29 protein-coding genes are annotated in these 19,173 nt (G+C 68.2%); all 29 read left to right on the forward strand.

The window, feature by feature from the left end; translation table 11 throughout:
• The first annotated feature begins 7 nt into the window (after window positions 1–7).
• The 29 genes from HUN59_RS01785 (at window position 8) to rplO (ending at window position 19,132) form a co-directional block, all read left to right on the forward strand.
• Window positions 8–583 (forward strand): hypothetical protein, encoded by a 576-nt coding sequence (locus HUN59_RS01785; protein ID WP_174777340.1) that lies wholly within the window; start codon window positions 8–10, stop codon window positions 581–583.
• A gap of 58 nt (window positions 584–641) precedes the next feature.
• Entirely contained in the window at window positions 642–1,094 is a 453-nt protein-coding gene (locus tag HUN59_RS01790) for a DUF6121 family protein (RefSeq protein ID WP_174777341.1), read from the forward strand.
• A gap of 100 nt (window positions 1,095–1,194) precedes the next feature.
• On the forward strand, window positions 1,195–2,325 hold the full coding sequence (locus tag HUN59_RS01795) for a hypothetical protein (RefSeq protein WP_174777342.1): 1,131 nt from the start codon (window positions 1,195–1,197) through the stop codon (window positions 2,323–2,325).
• A 337-nt stretch (window positions 2,326–2,662) separates the two neighbouring features.
• Window positions 2,663–3,031 (forward strand): 30S ribosomal protein S12, encoded by a 369-nt coding sequence (gene rpsL, locus HUN59_RS01800; protein WP_058728453.1) that lies wholly within the window; start codon window positions 2,663–2,665, stop codon window positions 3,029–3,031.
• Window positions 3,032–3,036: 5 nt separating this feature from the next.
• Entirely contained in the window at window positions 3,037–3,507 is a 471-nt protein-coding gene (gene rpsG, locus HUN59_RS01805) for a 30S ribosomal protein S7 (RefSeq protein WP_058742332.1), read from the forward strand.
• Between the two features lie 99 nt (window positions 3,508–3,606).
• A complete protein-coding gene (gene fusA, locus HUN59_RS01810; protein ID WP_058742333.1) occupies window positions 3,607–5,721 on the forward strand; it encodes an elongation factor G in 2,115 nt (704 codons plus the stop codon).
• Between the two features lie 137 nt (window positions 5,722–5,858).
• Entirely contained in the window at window positions 5,859–7,046 is a 1,188-nt protein-coding gene (tuf, locus tag HUN59_RS01815; protein ID WP_058742334.1) for an elongation factor Tu, read from the forward strand.
• Between the two features lie 136 nt (window positions 7,047–7,182).
• Window positions 7,183–8,160 (forward strand): DNA topoisomerase IB, encoded by a 978-nt coding sequence (locus HUN59_RS01820; RefSeq protein ID WP_058742335.1) that lies wholly within the window; start codon window positions 7,183–7,185, stop codon window positions 8,158–8,160.
• Window positions 8,161–8,273: 113 nt separating this feature from the next.
• On the forward strand, window positions 8,274–9,089 hold the full coding sequence (locus HUN59_RS01825; protein ID WP_174777343.1) for a DarT ssDNA thymidine ADP-ribosyltransferase family protein: 816 nt from the start codon (window positions 8,274–8,276) through the stop codon (window positions 9,087–9,089).
• 517 nt (window positions 9,090–9,606) lie between these two features.
• Window positions 9,607–9,915, forward strand: coding sequence for a 30S ribosomal protein S10 (rpsJ, locus tag HUN59_RS01830; RefSeq protein ID WP_022903286.1), 309 nt, complete (start codon window positions 9,607–9,609; stop codon window positions 9,913–9,915).
• Window positions 9,916–9,928: 13 nt separating this feature from the next.
• Entirely contained in the window at window positions 9,929–10,582 is a 654-nt protein-coding gene (gene rplC, locus HUN59_RS01835) for a 50S ribosomal protein L3 (RefSeq protein WP_022906340.1), read from the forward strand.
• 2 nt (window positions 10,583–10,584) lie between these two features.
• Window positions 10,585–11,244 (forward strand): 50S ribosomal protein L4, encoded by a 660-nt coding sequence (rplD, locus tag HUN59_RS01840; protein WP_058742337.1) that lies wholly within the window; start codon window positions 10,585–10,587, stop codon window positions 11,242–11,244.
• Window positions 11,241–11,540 (forward strand): 50S ribosomal protein L23, encoded by a 300-nt coding sequence (gene rplW / locus HUN59_RS01845; protein WP_058742338.1) that lies wholly within the window; start codon window positions 11,241–11,243, stop codon window positions 11,538–11,540. Before rplD ends, rplW begins: the two co-directional genes overlap by 4 nt.
• A gap of 18 nt (window positions 11,541–11,558) precedes the next feature.
• Window positions 11,559–12,398, forward strand: a complete 840-nt coding sequence (gene rplB, locus HUN59_RS01850) for a 50S ribosomal protein L2 (RefSeq protein ID WP_022903282.1) — start codon at window positions 11,559–11,561, stop codon at window positions 12,396–12,398.
• A gap of 11 nt (window positions 12,399–12,409) precedes the next feature.
• Window positions 12,410–12,691 carry a 30S ribosomal protein S19 gene (gene rpsS / locus HUN59_RS01855; protein WP_017885529.1) on the forward strand — a complete coding sequence of 94 codons (282 nt, stop codon included), beginning with the start codon at window positions 12,410–12,412 and terminating at the stop codon, window positions 12,689–12,691.
• A gap of 25 nt (window positions 12,692–12,716) precedes the next feature.
• The gene (rplV, locus tag HUN59_RS01860) at window positions 12,717–13,109 is read left to right on the forward strand and encodes a 50S ribosomal protein L22 (RefSeq protein ID WP_058742339.1); all 393 of its coding nucleotides are present in this window, start codon (window positions 12,717–12,719) and stop codon (window positions 13,107–13,109) included.
• Window positions 13,109–13,906 carry a 30S ribosomal protein S3 gene (gene rpsC, locus HUN59_RS01865; protein WP_058742340.1) on the forward strand — a complete coding sequence of 266 codons (798 nt, stop codon included), beginning with the start codon at window positions 13,109–13,111 and terminating at the stop codon, window positions 13,904–13,906. The genes rplV and rpsC overlap by 1 nt, the downstream gene beginning before the upstream one ends.
• A 2-nt stretch (window positions 13,907–13,908) precedes the next feature.
• On the forward strand, window positions 13,909–14,328 hold the full coding sequence (gene rplP / locus HUN59_RS01870; protein WP_022903279.1) for a 50S ribosomal protein L16: 420 nt from the start codon (window positions 13,909–13,911) through the stop codon (window positions 14,326–14,328).
• Window positions 14,328–14,648: a 50S ribosomal protein L29 gene (rpmC, locus tag HUN59_RS19920; RefSeq protein WP_058742341.1), complete on the forward strand. Its 321-nt coding sequence runs from the start codon at window positions 14,328–14,330 to the stop codon at window positions 14,646–14,648. The genes rplP and rpmC overlap by 1 nt, the downstream gene beginning before the upstream one ends.
• Window positions 14,648–14,932 (forward strand): 30S ribosomal protein S17, encoded by a 285-nt coding sequence (gene rpsQ, locus HUN59_RS01880; RefSeq protein WP_058728266.1) that lies wholly within the window; start codon window positions 14,648–14,650, stop codon window positions 14,930–14,932. The genes rpmC and rpsQ overlap by 1 nt, the downstream gene beginning before the upstream one ends.
• A gap of 31 nt (window positions 14,933–14,963) precedes the next feature.
• On the forward strand, window positions 14,964–15,332 hold the full coding sequence (gene rplN, locus HUN59_RS01885) for a 50S ribosomal protein L14 (RefSeq protein WP_017885523.1): 369 nt from the start codon (window positions 14,964–14,966) through the stop codon (window positions 15,330–15,332).
• A 3-nt stretch (window positions 15,333–15,335) separates the two neighbouring features.
• Window positions 15,336–15,695 carry a 50S ribosomal protein L24 gene (gene rplX / locus HUN59_RS01890; protein ID WP_058742342.1) on the forward strand — a complete coding sequence of 120 codons (360 nt, stop codon included), beginning with the start codon at window positions 15,336–15,338 and terminating at the stop codon, window positions 15,693–15,695.
• On the forward strand, window positions 15,695–16,285 hold the full coding sequence (gene rplE / locus HUN59_RS01895) for a 50S ribosomal protein L5 (protein WP_058742343.1): 591 nt from the start codon (window positions 15,695–15,697) through the stop codon (window positions 16,283–16,285). Before rplX ends, rplE begins: the two co-directional genes overlap by 1 nt.
• Window positions 16,286–16,439: 154 nt before the next feature.
• On the forward strand, window positions 16,440–16,838 hold the full coding sequence (gene rpsH / locus HUN59_RS01900; RefSeq protein ID WP_058725384.1) for a 30S ribosomal protein S8: 399 nt from the start codon (window positions 16,440–16,442) through the stop codon (window positions 16,836–16,838).
• A 6-nt stretch (window positions 16,839–16,844) separates the two neighbouring features.
• Window positions 16,845–17,381 (forward strand): 50S ribosomal protein L6, encoded by a 537-nt coding sequence (gene rplF, locus HUN59_RS01905; protein WP_058742344.1) that lies wholly within the window; start codon window positions 16,845–16,847, stop codon window positions 17,379–17,381.
• A 2-nt stretch (window positions 17,382–17,383) separates the two neighbouring features.
• The gene (gene rplR, locus HUN59_RS01910) at window positions 17,384–17,755 is read left to right on the forward strand and encodes a 50S ribosomal protein L18 (RefSeq protein ID WP_058742351.1); all 372 of its coding nucleotides are present in this window, start codon (window positions 17,384–17,386) and stop codon (window positions 17,753–17,755) included.
• A gap of 5 nt (window positions 17,756–17,760) precedes the next feature.
• A complete protein-coding gene (rpsE, locus tag HUN59_RS01915; RefSeq protein ID WP_058742352.1) occupies window positions 17,761–18,486 on the forward strand; it encodes a 30S ribosomal protein S5 in 726 nt (241 codons plus the stop codon).
• Entirely contained in the window at window positions 18,486–18,671 is a 186-nt protein-coding gene (gene rpmD, locus HUN59_RS01920; protein WP_031273241.1) for a 50S ribosomal protein L30, read from the forward strand. Before rpsE ends, rpmD begins: the two co-directional genes overlap by 1 nt.
• On the forward strand, window positions 18,668–19,132 hold the full coding sequence (gene rplO / locus HUN59_RS01925; protein ID WP_058728270.1) for a 50S ribosomal protein L15: 465 nt from the start codon (window positions 18,668–18,670) through the stop codon (window positions 19,130–19,132). The genes rpmD and rplO overlap by 4 nt, the downstream gene beginning before the upstream one ends.
• The last annotated feature ends 41 nt before the right edge of the window (window positions 19,133–19,173 follow it).

A 19,173-nucleotide genomic window follows, 5' to 3' on the forward strand; every position in this document is an offset into this window, starting at 1 on the left:
TTACCTGTTGTTCTCGCTCGGGAAGATCCCCAACGGGCCGCTGTACCAGGTGTTCAACCTCGTCGGAGGACTGTCGGTGGCGATCAACGTCGCGGCCCACCACGCGATCCCGTCGACCATCGTGAACGGCATCTGGGCGGTCGTCGCGGTCGTCGTGCTGGTCCGGATGGGGCGCGCGCGCCGAGCCCGGGTGCGTGCCGGCCGGTCCACGACCGAGCCCGTCGTCCTGCACGCGGAGCCGCCGACGACGACCGCGGTCCTGCCGGTCGTCGGACCCGCGCTCCGCGACCACCAGGCGGAGCCGCTCGCGCCCGCCCGGGCCGAGCCGCGCCTCCAGACCGGGCCGCTCCCCGCGGCCGAGCCGCGCCTCCAGACCGAGTCCGCGCCCACCGTGCCGATCACCGGGTCCATCCCGGTGATCACCGCGACCATCGCGCTCGCCCTCGTCGCCGCAGCGAACGAGCAGGCGGCGCAGGACCAGGCGACCCAGGACGAGGTGCCTCAGGGGCAGGGCCACGCGACCCAGGATCAGGACGGAACCGCACGGGCGCCGATGCCGGCCGACCAGCCCGCCCGCCCCTGAACCGGCCCGATCGCGCAGCCGGACGCCCCCGTGGGCGGCCCGGCGGTACGATCGCCCCATGTCCCGGTGGCTGATCGCGACGATGACGTCGGTCCTCTTCATCGCGCTCGTCATCGCGGTGACGGGCTTCGAGGCCCTGCTTGCCGACGTCGAGGCGATCCCCCAACCGGACGCGACCGCGTACCTGGGCCCGGCGATGGTCCTCGGGGCCGGCGTGGTGGTCTTCGTCACGACGGCCGCCGGCATCCGCGAGGGCAACCCCGGTGTGACCGGACTCGTGGCCGCCGCGTCGACGTACCTCGTGATGCTCGCGGTCGGTTCGTTCGGTTACTCCATGGTCCGCGGCGACGCGACCGAGCTCCTCGTGTTCCCGGCCGGCTCGGCGCTGAGCCCGTTCGTCGTCGGCTCGGTCGTCGTGGCGCTGCTCTGCGTCGTCGGCGGCATCGCGGCGGCGCGACACCAGGCCCGCACCGCACCGCAGCAGGCCCCGGCGGACTCCGACCACCGCTGACGGGCGAGGACGGGGTGCGCGGAGACCGCAGCCCGGTCCGACGTCGTCCCCCGGCGGTAGGATCCCGGAGCACGCACGCACCAGGCACGACGGGGGACGCATGACCGAGCAGCGACAGGCGGCCGACTGGGCCGCGACACCGCACGTCGACACCATCAGGGGCACGGCCGAGCAGCCGGTCGCACCCCGACCGGTGCCGCCCGGACGGCGCCTCGGTCGCGGTCCGCTCATCAGCATCATCGCCGGCGGGGCCGCGATCGTGCTGCTGGCCGTCGCCGGGATCGTCGGCTACTCCGTCGGCACCTCCTCGCATTCGCCCGACCGTCCGGTCCGCGCCTTCCTCGACGACCTGACCGCTGGTCGCGTGGACGACGCCCTGTCGGCAGCGGGCATCGAGCACGGCAAGAACGACGTGCTCCTCACGGACGCCGCGTACGCCAAGGCCTCCGGGCGGGTGACCGGCTACCGGATCGCCGCGACCGACACCGCCGGCGACACCGCCCGCGTCCGCGCCTACCTGAAGCAGGGCGGCCGCGACGTCGCCGCGACGTTCACGCTCGACAAGACGGGCACCGACTGGGGCGTCTTCCCGGTCTGGGACCTCGAGGCGCCCCGCCTCGGACAGGTGCAGGTGGCGGTGAGCGGCCCCAGCGGCACCGCGGTCCGCGTCGCCGATCAGAAGGTCGCGACGTCGAAGGACGGCATCGCGACGCTCAAGGCCCTGCCGGGGGAGTACTCGATCGCCGTCGACGGCGGCAAGTGGTTCACCGCGGACGCCCAGCGCACGACCGTGTCGGGCTTCGGCGGTGCCGGGGGATCGGTGCCGGTCACGCTGCAGACGACCCTCACCGACGCCGGCCAGCAGGCCGCGAAGGACGCGGTCGACAAGTGGGTCGACGGCTGCATCGCCTCGACCGAGACGGCGCCGCCCGGGTGCAGCTTCTACGCCTACGGCGAGGACCCGGCCTACACGTACACGAACCAGAAGTGGACGCTCGAGTCCCGTCCGGTCGTCGCGGTCAGCGACTGGGTCTCCCGCGGCTGGCTGGTCTCGACCACCACCAACGGGCGCGCGAAGTTCACGGCGGACATCTCGAACTCCGCCGGCACCGGCACGGCCTCGGCGGGTCCGATGAACGTCAACGCGAGCGGCTACATCACGGGCTTCACCGACCAGGGGGCGACGTTCGTCTCGGCCGTCGGCAACGGCTCGTCGGACTCCGGCTCCTGACCCGGCACCCGTCCGGCGGGTGGTCGGGTCCCCGGCCTGGAGGCACGACCCACCCCCGCGGATCGGCTCGCCTCCGCCGTCGGGCGGGCAACCGACCGACCGTACCCGCTCCGGCGCGCAGGTGGTGCGCGCCACGACGCGCCCGGATTGATTTCGCCCGACCGCGCGGGTAGGCTCTCCCGGGTGTGCGCCCTCGGGCGCGCCCGAAATCCCGGGTCGGCATCGTCGGCTCGGACATCCATCCCCGCCCCCTCCGCCGTCAGGCGGCGATCGGCGTGGGATGAGGAAGCCAGCGGAACGCGCTGGCCAGAGCACGAGCGAAGAACCAGGAGAACAGTTGCCTACCATCCAGCAGCTCGTTCGCAAGGGCCGCACGCCGAAGGTCGTCAAGACCAAGGCGCCGGCACTGAAGGCGAACCCCCAGCAGCGTGGTGTCTGCACCCGCGTCTACACCACCACCCCCAAGAAGCCGAACTCGGCCCTGCGCAAGGTCGCTCGTGTCAAGCTCTCGAACGGCACCGAGGTCACGGCCTACATCCCCGGTGAGGGCCACAACCTGCAGGAGCACTCGATGGTGCTCGTCCGCGGCGGTCGTGTGAAGGACCTCCCCGGCGTGCGCTACAAGATCATCCGTGGTGCCCTGGACACCCAGGCCGTCAAGAACCGTAAGCAGGCCCGCAGCCGCTACGGCGCGAAGAAGGGTTGAGTTAGATGCCTCGCAAGGGTCCCGCCCCGAAGCGTCCCGTCGTCGCCGACCCGGTGTACGGCGCGCCGATCGTGTCGCAGCTCGTCAACAAAATCCTCCTGGACGGCAAGAAGGGCCTCGCCGAGCGCATCGTCTACGATGCACTCGAAGGCGTCACCGCCAAGAACCAGCAGGATGCCGTCGCGACGCTGAAGAAGGCGCTCGACAACGTCCGTCCGACCCTCGAGGTCCGCAGCCGCCGCGTCGGCGGCTCGACCTACCAGGTGCCGGTCGAGGTCAAGCCGCACCGCGCGAACACCCTCGCGCTCCGCTGGCTCACCTCGTACGCCAAGGCCCGTCGCGAGAAGACGATGACCGAGCGTCTCATGAACGAGATCCTCGACGCGTCGAACGGTCTCGGTGCCGCGGTCAAGCGCCGTGAGGACACGCACAAGATGGCCGAGTCGAACAAGGCCTTCGCCCACTACCGCTGGTAAGTCCGGCCGGTAGTCCCGGCACCGGGAGGGCGTCGGCGGTCAAGAACCCCGGCGCCCTCCCGGACGCCAACCTCTCCTACAACTCTTCCGGAGGAACCTGTGGCACAGGACGTGCTCACCGACCTGAACAAGGTCCGCAACATCGGCATCATGGCGCACATCGATGCCGGCAAGACCACGACGACCGAGCGCATCCTGTTCTACACGGGCATCACGCACAAGATCGGTGAGGTCCACGACGGCGCCGCGACGATGGACTGGATGGCGCAGGAGCAGGAGCGCGGCATCACGATCACGTCGGCCGCGACGACCTGCTTCTGGGACAACAACCAGATCAACATCATCGACACCCCCGGTCACGTGGACTTCACGGTCGAGGTGGAGCGTTCGCTCCGCGTCCTCGACGGTGCCGTCGCCGTCTTCGACGGCAAGGAGGGCGTCGAGCCCCAGTCCGAGACCGTGTGGCGTCAGGCGGACAAGTACGACGTCCCCCGCATCTGCTTCGTCAACAAGATGGACAAGCTCGGCGCGGACTTCTACTTCACCGTCGACACGATCATCAACCGCCTCGGCGCTGAGCCCCTCGTGCTCCAGCTCCCGATCGGTGCCGAGAACGACTTCGTCGGCGTCGTCGACCTCATCGAGATGCACGCCAAGGTCTGGCCCGGCGATGCCAAGGGTGACGTCACCATGGGTGCCCAGTACGAGGTCCAGGAGATCCCCGCGGACCTCCAGGCCCGTGCTGAGGAGTACCGCGCGAAGCTGATCGAGCGCGTCGCCGAGACCGACGACGCCCTGCTCGAGAAGTTCTTCGGTGGCGAGGAGCTCACCAAGGCCGAGATCAAGGGCGCGATCCGCAAGCTCACGATCGCCTCCGAGGTCTACCCGGTCCTCTGTGGTTCGGCCTTCAAGAACCGCGGTGTCCAGCCGATGCTCGACGCGGTCATCGACTACCTCCCGTCCCCGCTCGACGTGCCGCCGATGATCGGTCACGACGTCAAGGACGAAGAGAAGGAGATCATCCGGAAGCCCGACGCCACCGAGCCGTTCTCGGCCCTGGCGTTCAAGGTCGCGGTGCACCCGTTCTTCGGTCGTCTGACCTACGTCCGCGTGTACTCCGGCTCGATCGAGTCCGGTGCCCAGGTCGTCAACTCGACCAAGGGCAAGAAGGAGCGCATCGGCAAGATCTTCCAGATGCACTCCAACAAGGAGAACCCGGTCGACAACGTCACCGCCGGGCACATCTACGCGGTCATCGGCCTCAAGGACACCACCACCGGTGACACCCTGTGCGACCCGACCAACCAGGTCGTCCTCGAGTCGATGACGTTCCCGGAGCCGGTCATCGAGGTCGCCATCGAGCCGAACACGAAGGCCGACCAGGAGAAGCTCTCCACGGCCATCCAGAAGCTCGCCGAAGAGGACCCGACGTTCCGCGTCGAGCTCAACGCCGAGACCGGTCAGACGACGATCAAGGGAATGGGCGAGCTCCACCTCGACATCCTCGTCGACCGCATGAAGCGCGAGTTCAAGGTCGAGGCCAGCGTCGGCAAGCCGCAGGTCGCGTACCGCGAGACCCTGACCAAGGTCGTCGAGCGCTACGACTACACGCACAAGAAGCAGACCGGTGGTTCCGGCCAGTTCGCGAAGGTGCAGATCGCCCTCGAGCCGATGGAAGTCACGGCCGAGAAGGTCTACGAGTTCGAGAACGCCGTCACCGGTGGTCGCGTCCCGCGTGAGTACATCCCCTCGGTCGACGCCGGTATCCAGGACGCCATGCAGGTCGGCATCCTGGCCGGGTACCCGACCGTCGGCGTGAAGGCCATCCTCAAGGACGGCGCGGCGCACGACGTCGACTCGTCCGAGATGGCGTTCAAGATCGCCGGTTCCATCGCCTACAAGGAGGCCGCCCGCAAGGCCGGCCCCGCCATCCTCGAGCCGATCATGGCCGTCGAGGTGCGTACTCCGGAGGAGTACATGGGCGACGTCATCGGTGACCTCAACTCCCGTCGTGGCCAGATCGCCTCGATGGAGGACGCCTCGGGCGTCAAGGTGGTCCGCGCGAGCGTTCCGCTGTCCGAGATGTTCGGCTACGTCGGGGACCTGCGGTCCAAGACCTCTGGTCGTGCGGTCTACTCGATGACCTTCGAGACCTACAGCCAGGTCCCGGCCAAGGTCGCCGAGGAGATCATCGCGAAGAACAGCGGAGAGTAACGCTCCGGCGTTCTCTCCACAGGCGAGGGTGCCCGGCGACGGGCCCCTCGCCACCAAGTACAGTAATGACACACACCCTGCACGCCAACGGTCTCGCGACCGGGGGCTTGCTCTCCGAGTCCTGAGGAGGACCCACAGTGGCCAAGGCCAAGTTCGAGCGGACCAAGCCGCACGTCAACATCGGAACCATCGGTCACGTCGACCACGGCAAGACCACGCTCACGGCGGCGATCACCAAGGTTCTGCACGACCAGTACCCGGACCTCAACGAGGCCCGTGACTTCGCACAGATCGACAGCGCTCCCGAGGAGCGCGACCGCGGCATCACGATCAACATCTCCCACGTCGAGTACCAGACGGAGAAGCGTCACTACGCTCACGTCGACGCTCCGGGTCACGCTGACTACGTGAAGAACATGATCACGGGTGCGGCGCAGATGGACGGCGCGATCCTCGTGGTCGCCGCCACCGACGGCCCGATGCCCCAGACGCGTGAGCACGTGCTGCTCGCCCGCCAGGTCGGCGTCCCCTACATCGTCGTCGCGCTGAACAAGTCCGACATGGTGGACGACGAGGAGATCCTGGAGCTCGTCGAGCTCGAGGTCCGTGAGCTCCTCGGCTCGCAGGAGTTCGACGAGGACGCCCCCGTCGTGCAGGTCTCGGCGCTCAAGGCGCTCGAGGGCGACGAGAAGTGGGTCAAGTCCGTCCAGGACCTGATGGCCGCCGTCGACGAGAACGTCCCGGACCCGGTGCGCGCCACCGACCAGCCGTTCCTCATGCCGATCGAGGACGTCTTCACGATCACCGGTCGTGGCACCGTCGTCACCGGTCGTGTCGAGCGTGGCACGCTCGACCTCAACTCCGAGGTCGAGATCGTCGGCATCCGCCCGACGCAGAAGACCACGGTCACGGGCATCGAGATGTTCCGCAAGCTGCTCGACAAGGCCGAGGCCGGTGACAACACCGGTCTGCTCATCCGTGGCCTCAAGCGCGAGGACGTGGAGCGCGGCCAGGTCGTCGTCAAGCCGGGTTCGGTCACGCCGCACACGGACTTCAAGGCGAACGCCTACATCCTGACCAAGGACGAGGGCGGCCGTCACAACCCGTTCTACGCGAACTACCGTCCGCAGTTCTACTTCCGCACCACGGACGTCACCGGCGTCATCACGCTGCCCGAGGGCACCGAGATGGTCATGCCCGGCGACACCGTCTCCATGACCGTCGAGCTGATCCAGCCGATCGCCATGGAGGCCGGCCTCCGCTTCGCCATCCGTGAGGGTGGTCGTACGGTCGGTGCCGGTACGGTCGAGGAGATCATCAAGTAACTCCGTCCAACGGAGTACTGCGCAAGCGGGGTCGGGCCTTCGGGTCCGGCCCCGCTTCGTCGTTCCGACGGCATCTGCTCGTCCGGCGGTGGCAGTCCGTGGTCCGTCCCAGGTGTGCACGTGTTGCATCGGTGCGGTGACCCGTCTCCGCCGATCCGCGACCAACGGCCGCGGCTACCACCGTGTCCGCAGCGGTCGCGGCTTCTCGTACCGCGACCCGGACGGCAACACCGTCACCGACCCCGAGGTGCGCCAGCGGCTCGAGGACCTCGTGATCCCGCCGGCGTGGGACGACGTCTGGATCTCGCCGTACGAGAACGGGCACGTCCTCGCGACGGGCATCGACGGAGCCGGTCGCCGGCAGTACATGTACCACCCGTCGTGGCGGGAGCGGATGGACCGGATCAAGTACGACCGGGCCCTCGCGCTGGCGGAGTCACTGCCCGGCGCGCGTCGGATGGTGACGCAGGACCTCCGCCGACCGGAGCCCGACCGTCGACGCGCACTGGCCGCGGCGTTCCGGATGCTCGACCAGGGATCGCTCCGGGTGGGCTCGGAGCGCTACGCGACCGAGCACGGGAGCCGTGGGCTCTCGACGCTCCTGTGCGCGCACGCCCACGTCTCGGGGAACGACATCGAGCTCGACTTCCCGGGCAAGAGCGGGCAGGAGTGGTCCTCGACGATCCACGACGCCGACCTGGCGCGGGTGATCGCCGGGATGAAGCGCCGTGGGGCGAACGCCCGGCTGCTGGCCTTCCGGGAGCGTCGCGGCGCCGAGTGGGAGCCGCTCGCCGCCGAGGACATCAACGAGTACGTCAAGGAGCGCGCCGGCGACGCGTTCACCGCGAAGGACTTCCGGACCCTGCACGGGACCGTGGCGGCAGCGGTCGACCTGGCGAAGACCGGCACGCAGCCCAGCCAGGCGAAGCGGAAGAAGGCGGTGTCGCACGCGGTGAAGGCCGCCAGCGAGGAACTCGGCAACACCCCGACCGTGTGCCGGCAGAGCTACATCGACCCGCGGCTGCTCGATGCGTACGAGCACGGCGAGACGATCGACCCGGCGCGGCTGCACGCAGCGGAGTCCGAGGTGCGCGCCCTGCTCTACCGCCAGTGACGCCGTCCCGCTCTGACGACGACGGGCGGTGACCGCGTGCGCCGGATCATGACGTACGGTTGGACACCGTGCCCGACCACCCCCACACGGGCACGGAAGGACCCTCCCCAGTCGTGACCGACGAGTGCATCCACGGTTTCCCCACCGAGCTCTGCGACATCTGCTCCCCCCGCCAGCGCGAGACGCCGGCGGTCCCCACCACGCCGGCGCCCCGCCGGACCCGCATCACCACCGACCTCCGATCCACCCCCGCGCCCGCGCGCGGCTCCTCGTCGCTGCGGTCGCCCGCTGCGCCCGAGCTGCCGGAACCCCGTGACTTCGCGTCGCTCCGGGCGCACCACGCCACCCACGTCGACAACCTCGCGTCGATCGTCGCCGAGGGCGCGATCCTCGCGGCCGACGCGGCGACACCCGCGGTCGACGTCAGCTCCCCGGCCACCCGCGCCGCACGCGCGGACGCGTCCGCGCCGAACGGCGGTCCGGTGTCCGGGCACGTGACGTTCTCGCTCTCGCCCGACGCCACGCGGTGGGACGAGCTCCGCCGCGGCGCCGAGGGGGAGCGGTGGTCCGACGCCGCCCGACGCACACGTGCGGTCGAGTACGTCGTCCTCGTCGTGCCCGTCTCCGCCTTCGGCGCCTCGGTGATCGTCGCCGACCAGGACGCCGACGCCGAGGACGTCCGGTTCGCCGTCGGCCCCGCGGCCGCGACGAACCTCATCCGCCGCACGGACTTCACCGACCCGGAGATGCACGGCCTCGAACTGCTCGCCGGGCCGCGCGTGCCGCTGTCCTCGGTCGCCGTGATCGGCGTCCCGAACGACCGCGTCCGCCAGCAGGTCAAGACGCTCCTGGCCGAGCAGGGGGGCCGCGCGCCCCGCGTCGCGGTGTTCCCGCCGTGGTTCGTGCCGCCCGTGGTGGACGCCGACTAGGCGTCCGGAGCATCGCCAGCGCACCCTCCCGACCACGTCGGGAGGGTGCGCTGCGTGACGGGGGTGATCCGATCCTCCAGGCCGGTCCGAAGTCCGCGGATCCGGGCCCGTGAGCCGGCCGCGACACGCCACGAATTCGCGACACGCCCGGGTTGCACGCTTGGCGTGCCTGTGCGAGACTTGTCCGGTTCCGAATTCCGCGGGCGTTCGCGCGCGCAGGATCACTGCTCTGGCAGTGCACAACCCCTCCGTCCAGCGGAGCTGGGTTGGGCCGCAGGCAGCAGAACACGATCGAATCCCCACCACGGTGTGCGGCACTGCTGTGCCACGGCGCCGGGGAAGCGACATGCCCACGCTGGACGGCCCCGGTCGCCCTGCGCGGTTGACAGGAGAACAGCGGTCATCCCCAGCGGATGCGGCCGGTTGGTTCAGGAAAACAGCCAAGCCCTGCAGGAATGCACGGCACGGCGGCGTCAGGCGGCCCGAGGGTGCGCGGCGCAGAGAGGACAAGAGACACATGGCGGGACAGAAGATCCGCATCCGGCTCAAGTCGTACGACCACGAGGTCATCGACACGTCGGCCCGGAAGATCGTCGACACGGTGACCCGTGCCGGTGCGACCGTGGTCGGCCCGGTGCCGCTCCCCACCGAGAAGAACGTGGTCACCGTGATCCGTTCGCCCCACAAGTACAAGGACTCGCGCGAGCACTTCGAGAAGCGCACGCACAAGCGGGTCATCGACATCGTCGACCCGACGCCGAAGGCCGTCGACTCGCTCATGCGACTCGACCTCCCGGCGGACGTCAACATCGAGATCAAGCTGTAAGGGGGCTGGACTGATGGCGAACTCAACCAAGACCGTCAAGGGCCTCCTCGGCAAGAAGCTCGGGATGACCCAGGTGTGGGACGAGAACAACAAGTTCATCCCCGTCACCGTGATCGAGGTCGGCCCGAACGTGGTCACCCAGATCCGCAACGTCGAGCGCGACGGCTACGAGGCGATCCAGATCGCCGCCGGTGCGATCGACCCGCGCAAGGTCAACAAGCCGGCTGCCGGCCACTTCGAGGCTGCTGGTGTGACCCCGCGTCGCACCCTCACCGAGATCCGCACCAACGACTCCGCCGAGTACTCGCTCGGCCAGGAGCTCACCGTCGACACCTTCGAGGCCGGCCAGAAGGTCGACGTCGTCGGGACGTCGAAGGGCAAGGGCTTCGCTGGTGTCATGAAGCGCCACGGCTTCGCCGGTGTGTCCGCTTCGCACGGTGCGCACCGCAACCACCGCAAGCCCGGTTCGATCGGTGCCTCGTCGACCCCGTCGCGTGTCTTCAAGGGCATGCGCATGGCTGGTCGCATGGGTGGCGAGCGCGTGACCGTCCTCAACCTCACGGTGCACGCCGTCGACGCCGAGAAGGGTCTGCTGCTCGTCAAGGGCGCCGTCCCCGGTGCTCGTGGCCGCTCCGTCTTCGTCCGTACCGCCGTGAAGGGTAAGTGATCATGGCCACCGAGACCGCAACCACGATCGACGTCCTCGACGCGACCGGAGCCGTCGCCGGCAGCATCGAGCTGCCCGCCGAGCTCTTCGACGTCGAGACGAACGTCCCGCTGATCCACCAGGTCGTCACCGCGCAGCTCGCAGCCGCGCGTCAGGGCACCCACAAGACCAAGAACCGCGGCGAGGTCCGCGGTGCTGGTCGCAAGCCGTTCAAGCAGAAGGGCACCGGCCGCTCCCGTCAGGGTTCGGTCCGCGCACCGGAGCACACCGGCGGTGGCGTCGTCCACGGACCGACCCCGCGCGACTACTCGCAGCGCACCCCGAAGAAGATGATCGCCGCTGCGCTGCTCGGCTCGCTCTCGGACCGCGCCCGCGGTGGCCGCATCTCCGCTGTGGAGGGCTTCGTCGCGGCTGAGACGCCGTCGACCAAGACCGCCCGCACGCTCATCGAGAAGGTCGCGCCCGTCAAGAACGTGCTCGTCGTGCTCGAGTCGGACGACGAGCTCACGCTCAAGTCCGTCCGCAACCTGCCGAACGTCCACGCGCTCTCGTACGGCCAGCTCAACGCCTACGACGTGCTCAAGGCCGACGCCCTCGTCTTCAGCAAGAGCGCCCTCGACGCATTCATCGCGTCGAAGACCGCGAAGGAGATCTCCGCATGAGCGGCTTCAACAAGGACCCGCGCGACATCATCATCTCGCCGGTCGTCTCGGAGAAGAGCTACGGCCTGATCGACCAGGGCAAGTACACGTTCATCGTGGACCCCCGTTCGAACAAGACCGAGATCAAGCTCGCCATCGAGAAGATCTTCGACGTCAAGGTCGCGAGCATCAACACGCTGAACCGTCCGGGCAAGACCCGTCGCACGAAGTTCGGCCTGGGCAAGCGCAAGGACACCAAGCGTGCCATCGTGACGCTCAAGTCCGGTTCGATCGACATCTTCACGGCTGTCGGCTGAGGACCAGAGGGATAAATCATGGCTATTCGTAACTACAAGCCGACGACCCCTGGTCGTCGCGGCTCGTCGGTCGCCGACTTCGCTGAGATCACCCGTTCGACGCCGGAGAAGTCGCTGCTTCGTCCGCTGCCGAAGACCGGTGGCCGCAACAGCTCCGGCCGCATCACGACCCGTCACATCGGTGGTGGCCACAAGCGCCAGTACCGCGTGATCGACTTCCGTCGTCACGACAAGGACGGCGTCGACGCCAAGGTCGCGCACATCGAGTACGACCCGAACCGCACGGCGCGCATCGCGCTCCTGCACTACGTGGACGGCACGAAGCGCTACATCATCGCGCCGAACAAGCTCAAGCAGGGCGACGTCGTCGAGCAGGGTCCCGGCGCGGACATCAAGCCCGGCAACAACCTGCCGCTGCGCAACATCCCGGTCGGTACCGTGATCCACGCGATCGAGCTCCGTCCCGGTGGCGGCGCGAAGATGGCCCGGTCCGCCGGTGCCTCGGTGCGTCTCGTCGCCAAGGACGGCCCCTACGCGCAGCTCCGTCTGCCGTCGGGCGAGGTCCGCAACGTCGACGCCCGCTGCCGCGCCACCATCGGCGAGGTCGGCAACGCCGAGCAGTCCAACATCAACTGGGGCAAGGCCGGCCGCATGCGTTGGAAGGGCGTCCGCCCGACCGTGCGTGGTGTCGCGATGAACCCGGTCGACCACCCGCACGGTGGTGGTGAGGGCAAGACGTCCGGTGGTCGTCACCCCGTCAGCCCCTGGGGCCAGGCCGAGGGTCGCACGCGCAAGCCGAACAAGCCGAGCGACAAGCTCATCGTCCGTCGGCGTAACGCCGGCAAGAAGCGCAAGTAGGAGTTCAGAAGATGCCACGCAGTCTGAAGAAGGGCCCCTTCGTCGACGAGCACCTGCTCCGCAAGGTCGTCACGCAGAACGAGGCCAACACCAAGAACGTGATCCGTACGTGGTCGCGTCGCTCGATGATCGTCCCGAACATGCTCGGACACACGATCGCCGTGCACGACGGCCGCAAGCACATCCCGGTGTTCGTCACCGAGTCGATGGTCGGTCACAAGCTCGGCGAGTTCGCGCCGACCCGCACCTTCCGTGGTCACGTGAAGGACGACAAGAAGGGCCGTCGCCGCTAACGCGGGGACGCAGAGGAGGAACGAAATGGTGGAGTCGATCGCACGCGTGCGACACATCCGCGTCACGCCTCAGAAGGCCCGTCGCGTCATCGAGCTGATCCGCGGCAAGCAGGCCCACGAGGCGCTCGCCATCCTGAAGTTCGCCCCGCAGGCCGCTTCGGAGCCCGTGTACAAGCTGGTCGCCTCGGCGATCGCGAACGCCCGGGTGAAGGCGGACTCGACGAACAGCTTCCTGGACGAGCGCGACCTCTACGTGAGCCGCGTCTTCGTCGACGAGGGAACGACCCTGAAGCGGTTCCAGCCGCGCGCCCAGGGCCGCGCCTTCCGGATCAACAAGCGCACCTCCCACATCACGGTCGTCCTCGCGACGCCGGATGAGGTCGAGGCTGCCGCCACGAGCAAGAAGGCGAGCAACTAATGGGCCAGAAGGTCAACCCGTACGGTTTCCGTCTCGGGATCACGACGGACCACGTCTCGCACTGGTTCACCGACAGCACGAAGGCCGGTCAGCGCTACGCCGACTACGTGGCCGAGGACATCAAGGTGCGCGAGTACCTGAAGAAGACCCTCGACCGCGCCGGTGTCGCCCGCATCGAGCTCGAGCGCACCCGTGACCGCGTCCGCGTGGACATCCACACGGCGCGTCCGGGCATCGTCATCGGCCGCCGCGGCGCCGAGGCGGAGCGCGTCCGCAGCGAGCTGGAGAAGCTCACCAAGAAGCAGATCCAGCTCAACATCCTCGAGGTCAAGAACCCCGAGACCGAGGCCCAGCTCGTCGCGCAGGGTATCGCCGAGCAGCTCTCCGCTCGTGTCGCGTTCCGTCGCGCCATGCGCAAGGGCCTGCAGGGTGCACAGCGCGCCGGCGCCAAGGGTGTCCGGATCCAGGTGTCGGGCCGCCTCGGCGGCGCCGAGATGTCCCGCTCGGAGTTCTACCGCGAGGGCCGCGTGCCCCTGCACACGCTCCGCGCGAACATCGACTACGGCTTCTACGAGGCTCGGACCACCTTCGGCCGCATCGGCGTGAAGGTCTGGATCTACAAGGGCGACATCACGAACAAGGAGCTCGCTCGCGAGCAGGCGAACCAGCGTTCGTCGCGCCCGGAGCGTCGTGGCGGCCCCCGTGGCGAGCGCGGCGACCGCCGTGGCGGCGACCGTGGCGGCCGTCAGCAGCAGGCCCCGCAGGACGCGCCGGCCGGCGCAGGAGTTGAGGCGTAACCATGCTTATTCCCCGTCGAGTCAAGCACCGCAAGCAGCACCACCCGAAGCGTTCGGGTCAGGCCACCGGCGGTACCAAGGTCAGCTTCGGCGACTTCGGTATCCAGGCCCTCACCCCGGCCTACGTGACGAACCGGCAGATCGAGTCCGCTCGTATCGCCATGACGCGTCACATCAAGCGTGGCGGCAAGGTGTGGATCAACATCTACCCGGACCGTCCGCTGACCAAGAAGCCGGCTGAGACCCGCATGGGTTCCGGTAAGGGCTCGCCCGAGTGGTGGGTCGCCAACGTCAAGCCGGGTCGTGTGCTCTTCGAGCTCTCCGGCGTCAACGAGGACATCGCCCGCGAGGCGCTGACCCGTGCAATCCACAAGCTGCCCCTCAAGGCACGCATCATCAAGCGCGAGGAGGGCGACGCGTAATGGCGATCGGTTCCAAGGAGCTCCGTCCGACGGAGCTCGACACGTTCGAGAACGAGCGTCTCGCTGACGAGCTCAAGAAGGCCAAGGAGGAACTCTTCAACCTCCGCTTCCAGTCGGCCACCGGCCAGCTGGAGAGCCACGGTCGTCTCCGTGCCGTCAAGCGCGACATCGCACGCATCTACACCGTCCTCCGCGAGCGCGAGCTCGGCATCCGTGCCACCCCCGCGCCCGTCGAGACCGCCACCAAGGCCAAGAAGACGACGAAGAAGGCTGACAAGGCCGCCGAGTCGACCGAGGCCGCTACCGCCGAGGAGAACTGATGGCGAACGAAGAGAAGAACTCCGCCGCCTCGACCCGCGGCTACCGCAAGACGCGTCGCGGCTACGTGACGAGCGACAAGATGGACAAGACCATCGTGGTCGAGGTCGAGGACCGCGTGAAGCACGCGCTCTACGGCAAGATCATCCGCCGCACGTCCAAGGTGAAGGCCCACGACGAGCTCGGCACCGCGGGTGTCGGCGACCTCGTCGTGATCAGCGAGACCCGTCCCCTCAGCGCCTCCAAGCGCTGGCGCCTGGTCGAGATCCTCGAGAAGGCCAAGTAGGCCCCGGCCTGCTTCGGAATAGGAGACAGCAGTGATTCAGCAGGAATCCCGCCTGAAGGTCGCCGACAACACGGGTGCCAAGGAGATCTTGACCATCCGCGTGCTCGGTGGCTCGGGTCGTCGCTACGCCGGTCTCGGTGACGTCATCGTCGCCACGGTGAAGGACGCCATCCCCGGCGGCAACGTGAAGAAGGGTGACGTCGTCAAGGCGGTCATCGTTCGCACCAAGAAGGAGACCCGTCGCCAGGACGGCTCCTACATCAAGTTCGACGAGAACGCGGCAGTGATCCTCAAGGCCGACGGCGACCCGCGCGGTACGCGCATCTTCGGTCCGGTCGGTCGTGAGCTCCGTGACAAGAAGTTCATGAAGATCATCTCGCTCGCGCCGGAGGTGCTGTAAGCCATGGCGAACATCAAGAAGGGTGACCTCGTCCAGGTCATCACGGGCGCCAAGCAGGAGCGTGGCGGCGACCGTGGCAAGCAGGGCAAGGTCATCGAGGTCCTCAAGGACAAGAACCGGGTCGTCGTCGAGGGCGTGAACTTCGTCACGAAGCACGTCCGCGTCGGCCAGACGCAGCGCGGTTCGAAGACCGGTGGCATCGAGCAGCACGAGGCTCCGATCCACGTCTCGAACGTCGCGATCGTCGACCCGAAGACCAAGAAGCCGACCCGCGTCGGTTTCCGTACCGAACAGGTGGAGAAGGACGGCGTCACCAAGACCGTCCGCGTCCGCTACGCCAAGAAGTCGGGTGAGAAGCTCTGATGACCGACACGACTGCCGCGCCGGAGACCAAGGTCGAGCCGCGCCTCAAGCAGAAGTACAAGAACGAGATCAAGGCTGCCCTCACCGAGCAGTTCGGGTACGCGAACGTCAACCAGGTCCCCGGCCTGGTCAAGGTCGTCGTGAACACGGGCGTCGGCGAGGCGGCTCGCGACTCGAAGATCATCGAGGGGGCCGTCAAGGACCTCACGGCGATCACGGGTCAGAAGCCGGTCGTGACCAAGGCCCGCAAGTCCATCGCGCAGTTCAAGCTGCGTGAGGGCCAGGCCATCGGCGCGCACGTCACCCTCCGCGGTGACCGCGCGTGGGAGTTCATCGACCGCCTCGTCACCCTCGCCCTGCCCCGCATCCGCGACTTCCGCGGACTCAGCGACAAGCAGTTCGACGGCAACGGCAACTACACGTTCGGTCTCACGGAGCAGTCGATGTTCCACGAGATCGACCAGGACCGCATCGACCGCGTGCGTGGTTTCGACATCACCGTCGTGACCACCGCGAAGACGGACGACGAGGGCCGCGCGCTGCTCCGCCAGCTCGGGTTCCCGTTCCGTTCTGCCGAGCAGACGGTCTAAGATACTTCGGGCGGTGCGGGCCGGAGGATTCACGTCCTCCGGCCCGCACCCTTGAACACACCGATCCCGGGGAACCGCTCCGGGATCACCCCGATCGCTCAGGTCGGCATTCGTGGAACGGGTGTCGAAACCAGGCGAAGAATGGACGACCATCATGACGATGACCGATCCGGTCGCAGACATGCTGACCAGATTGCGGAACGCGAACTCGGCGCACCACGACGCCGTCTCGCTTCCCAGCTCCAAGCTGAAGAAGAACATCGCCGAGATCCTCAAGCGCGAGGGTTACATCAGCGAGTGGAAGATCGAGGACGCCCGCGTGGGCCAGACCCTCACGATCGACCTCAAGTACGGCCCCGAGCGCGAGCGTTCGATCGCCGGCATCAAGCGCGTCTCGAAGCCCGGTCTCCGGGTCTACGCGAAGTCGACGGAGATCCCCCAGGTCCTCGGTGGCCTCGGCGTGGCGATCCTCTCGACCTCCTCGGGACTGCTCACCGACCGTGAAGCCGAGCAGAAGGGCGTGGGTGGGGAAGTCCTCGCCTACGTGTGGTGATCGACAATGTCTCGAATCGGACGTCTCCCCATCGACATCCCCGCCGGCGTCACCGTCTCCATCGACGGCCAGACCGTGGCGGTCAAGGGCCCCAAGGGTGAGCTCGCGCTCACCGTTGCCGAGCCCATCCAGGCCAAGGTCGAGGAGAACCAGGTCCTCGTCACCCGCCCGGACGACGAGCGTGAGTCCCGTGCCCTGCACGGCCTGACCCGCACGCTCATCGCGAACAACATCCTCGGCGTGACCCAGGGCTACTCCAAGGGCCTCGAGGTCGTCGGCACCGGTTACCGCGTGCAGGCCAAGGGCAGCAACGTCGAGTTCGCGCTCGGGTACTCCCACCCCATCACGGTCGAGCCGCCGGCGGGCATCAGCTTCGCCGTCGAGGGCAACAACAAGCTCACCGTGTCGGGCATCGACAAGCAGGCCGTCGGCGAGGTGGCTGCCAACATCCGCAAGCTGCGCAAGCCCGAGCCCTACAAGGGCAAGGGTGTCCGCTACGCCGGCGAGATCGTGCGCCGCAAGGCCGGAAAGTCAGGTAAGTGATCATGGCTCTCGGTATCCGAGGAAAGAGCAAGTCGGCCGCCAAGGCGCGCCGTCACAACCGTCTCCGCAAGAAGATCACCGGCACCGAGTCGCGTCCGCGTCTCGCTGTCTTCCGGTCGTCGCGTCACGTGTTCGTCCAGGTCATCGACGACGCGCAGGGCCACACGCTGGCCAGCGCCTCGACGATGGAGGCCGACCTCCGTTCGTTCGACGGCGACAAGACGGCCAAGGCCCGTCGCGTCGGCGAGCTCCTCGCCGAGCGCGCGAAGGCCGCCGGCGTCGAGGCCGTGGTCTTCGACCGCGGTGGTAGCAAGTACGCCGGTCGCGTCGCCGCGATCGCCGATGGTGCCCGTGAAGGAGGGCTGAACCTGTGAGCGACATCGCGAACAACAACGAAGCGGCCGAGACCAAGGCCCCGGCAGCCGACGCTGCTGCGGTCGCCGAGCGTCCGGTCGAGACCGCCGCGGGCTCTGCGTCCAACAACCGCGACAACGCCGACCAGCGCGGCCGTCGTGGCGGCGGGCGTGACCGTCAGCAGGGTCGTGACCGCAACAACCGCGGTGGCGACAGCCAGTTCCTCGAGCGCGTGGTGACCATCAACCGCGTCTCGAAGGTCGTCAAGGGTGGTCGTCGCTTCAGCTTCACGGCGCTCGTCGTCGTCGGTGACGGCAACGGCCTCGTCGGTGTCGGCTACGGCAAGGCGAAGGAAGTCCCGACCGCGATCTCGAAGGGCGTCGAGGAGGCGAAGAAGAACTTCTTCCGCGTCCCCCGCGTCGGCAACACCATCCCGCACCCGGTGCAGGGTGAGGCCGCTGCCGGTGTCGTCCTGCTGCGTCCGGCCGCTGCCGGTACCGGTGTCATCGCCGGTGGTCCGGTCCGCGCCGTGCTCGAGTGCGCCGGCATCCACGACGTCCTGAGCAAGTCGCTCGGTTCGTCGAACACCATCAACATCGTGCACGCGACCGTCGAGGCGCTGCAGCAGCTCGAGGAGCCCCGCGCCGTCGCGAGCCGTCGTGGCCTCGACGTCGACCGGGTCGTCCCGGCTCGTCTGCTCCACGCCGAGGCCGCGGCCCTGCGTGCCGCGACCGAGAAGGCAGGTGCGTGATGGCGATGCTGAAGATCACGCAGACGAAGTCCGTTATCAGCGAGAAGCAGTACCAGCGCGACACCCTGCGCAGCCTGGGCCTCAAGCGCATCGGCCGTACGGTCCTGCGTGAGGACAACGCCCAGAACCGCGGGTACATCGCGACGGTCGCGCACCTCGTGAAGGTCGAGGAGGTCGACGCATGAGCGACGAGAAGAACGAGCGCGTGCAGGTGCTGAAGCTGCACCACCTCCGCCCCGCTGCGGGCGCCAAGAAGGACCGCACCCGTGTGGGTCGCGGTGAGGGCTCGAAGGGCAAGACCGCGGGCCGTGGCACCAAGGGTCAGAAGGCCCGCTACCAGGTCAAGGTCGGCTTCGAGGGTGGGCAGATGCCGCTGCACATGCGCACCCCGAAGCTCCGCGGGTTCAAGAACCCGTTCCGCGTCGAGTACCAGGTCGTGAACCTGGACAAGATCGCGGAGCTCTACCCCAACGGTGGCGACGTCACCGTCGCGGACCTGGTCGCCAAGGGCGCCGTCCGCAAGAACGAGAAGGTCAAGGTTCTCGGTCAGGGTGACATCAGCGTGAAGCTCACGGTCTCGGTCGACAAGGTCTCGGCGTCCGCCGCCGAGAAGATCGTGGCTGCTGGCGGCACCGTCTCCCAGTAACCCCCGTCGGCGGCCCGTGCGTTTGCGCACGGGCCGCCGTT

The organism is Curtobacterium sp. Csp2 (assembly GCF_013347165.1).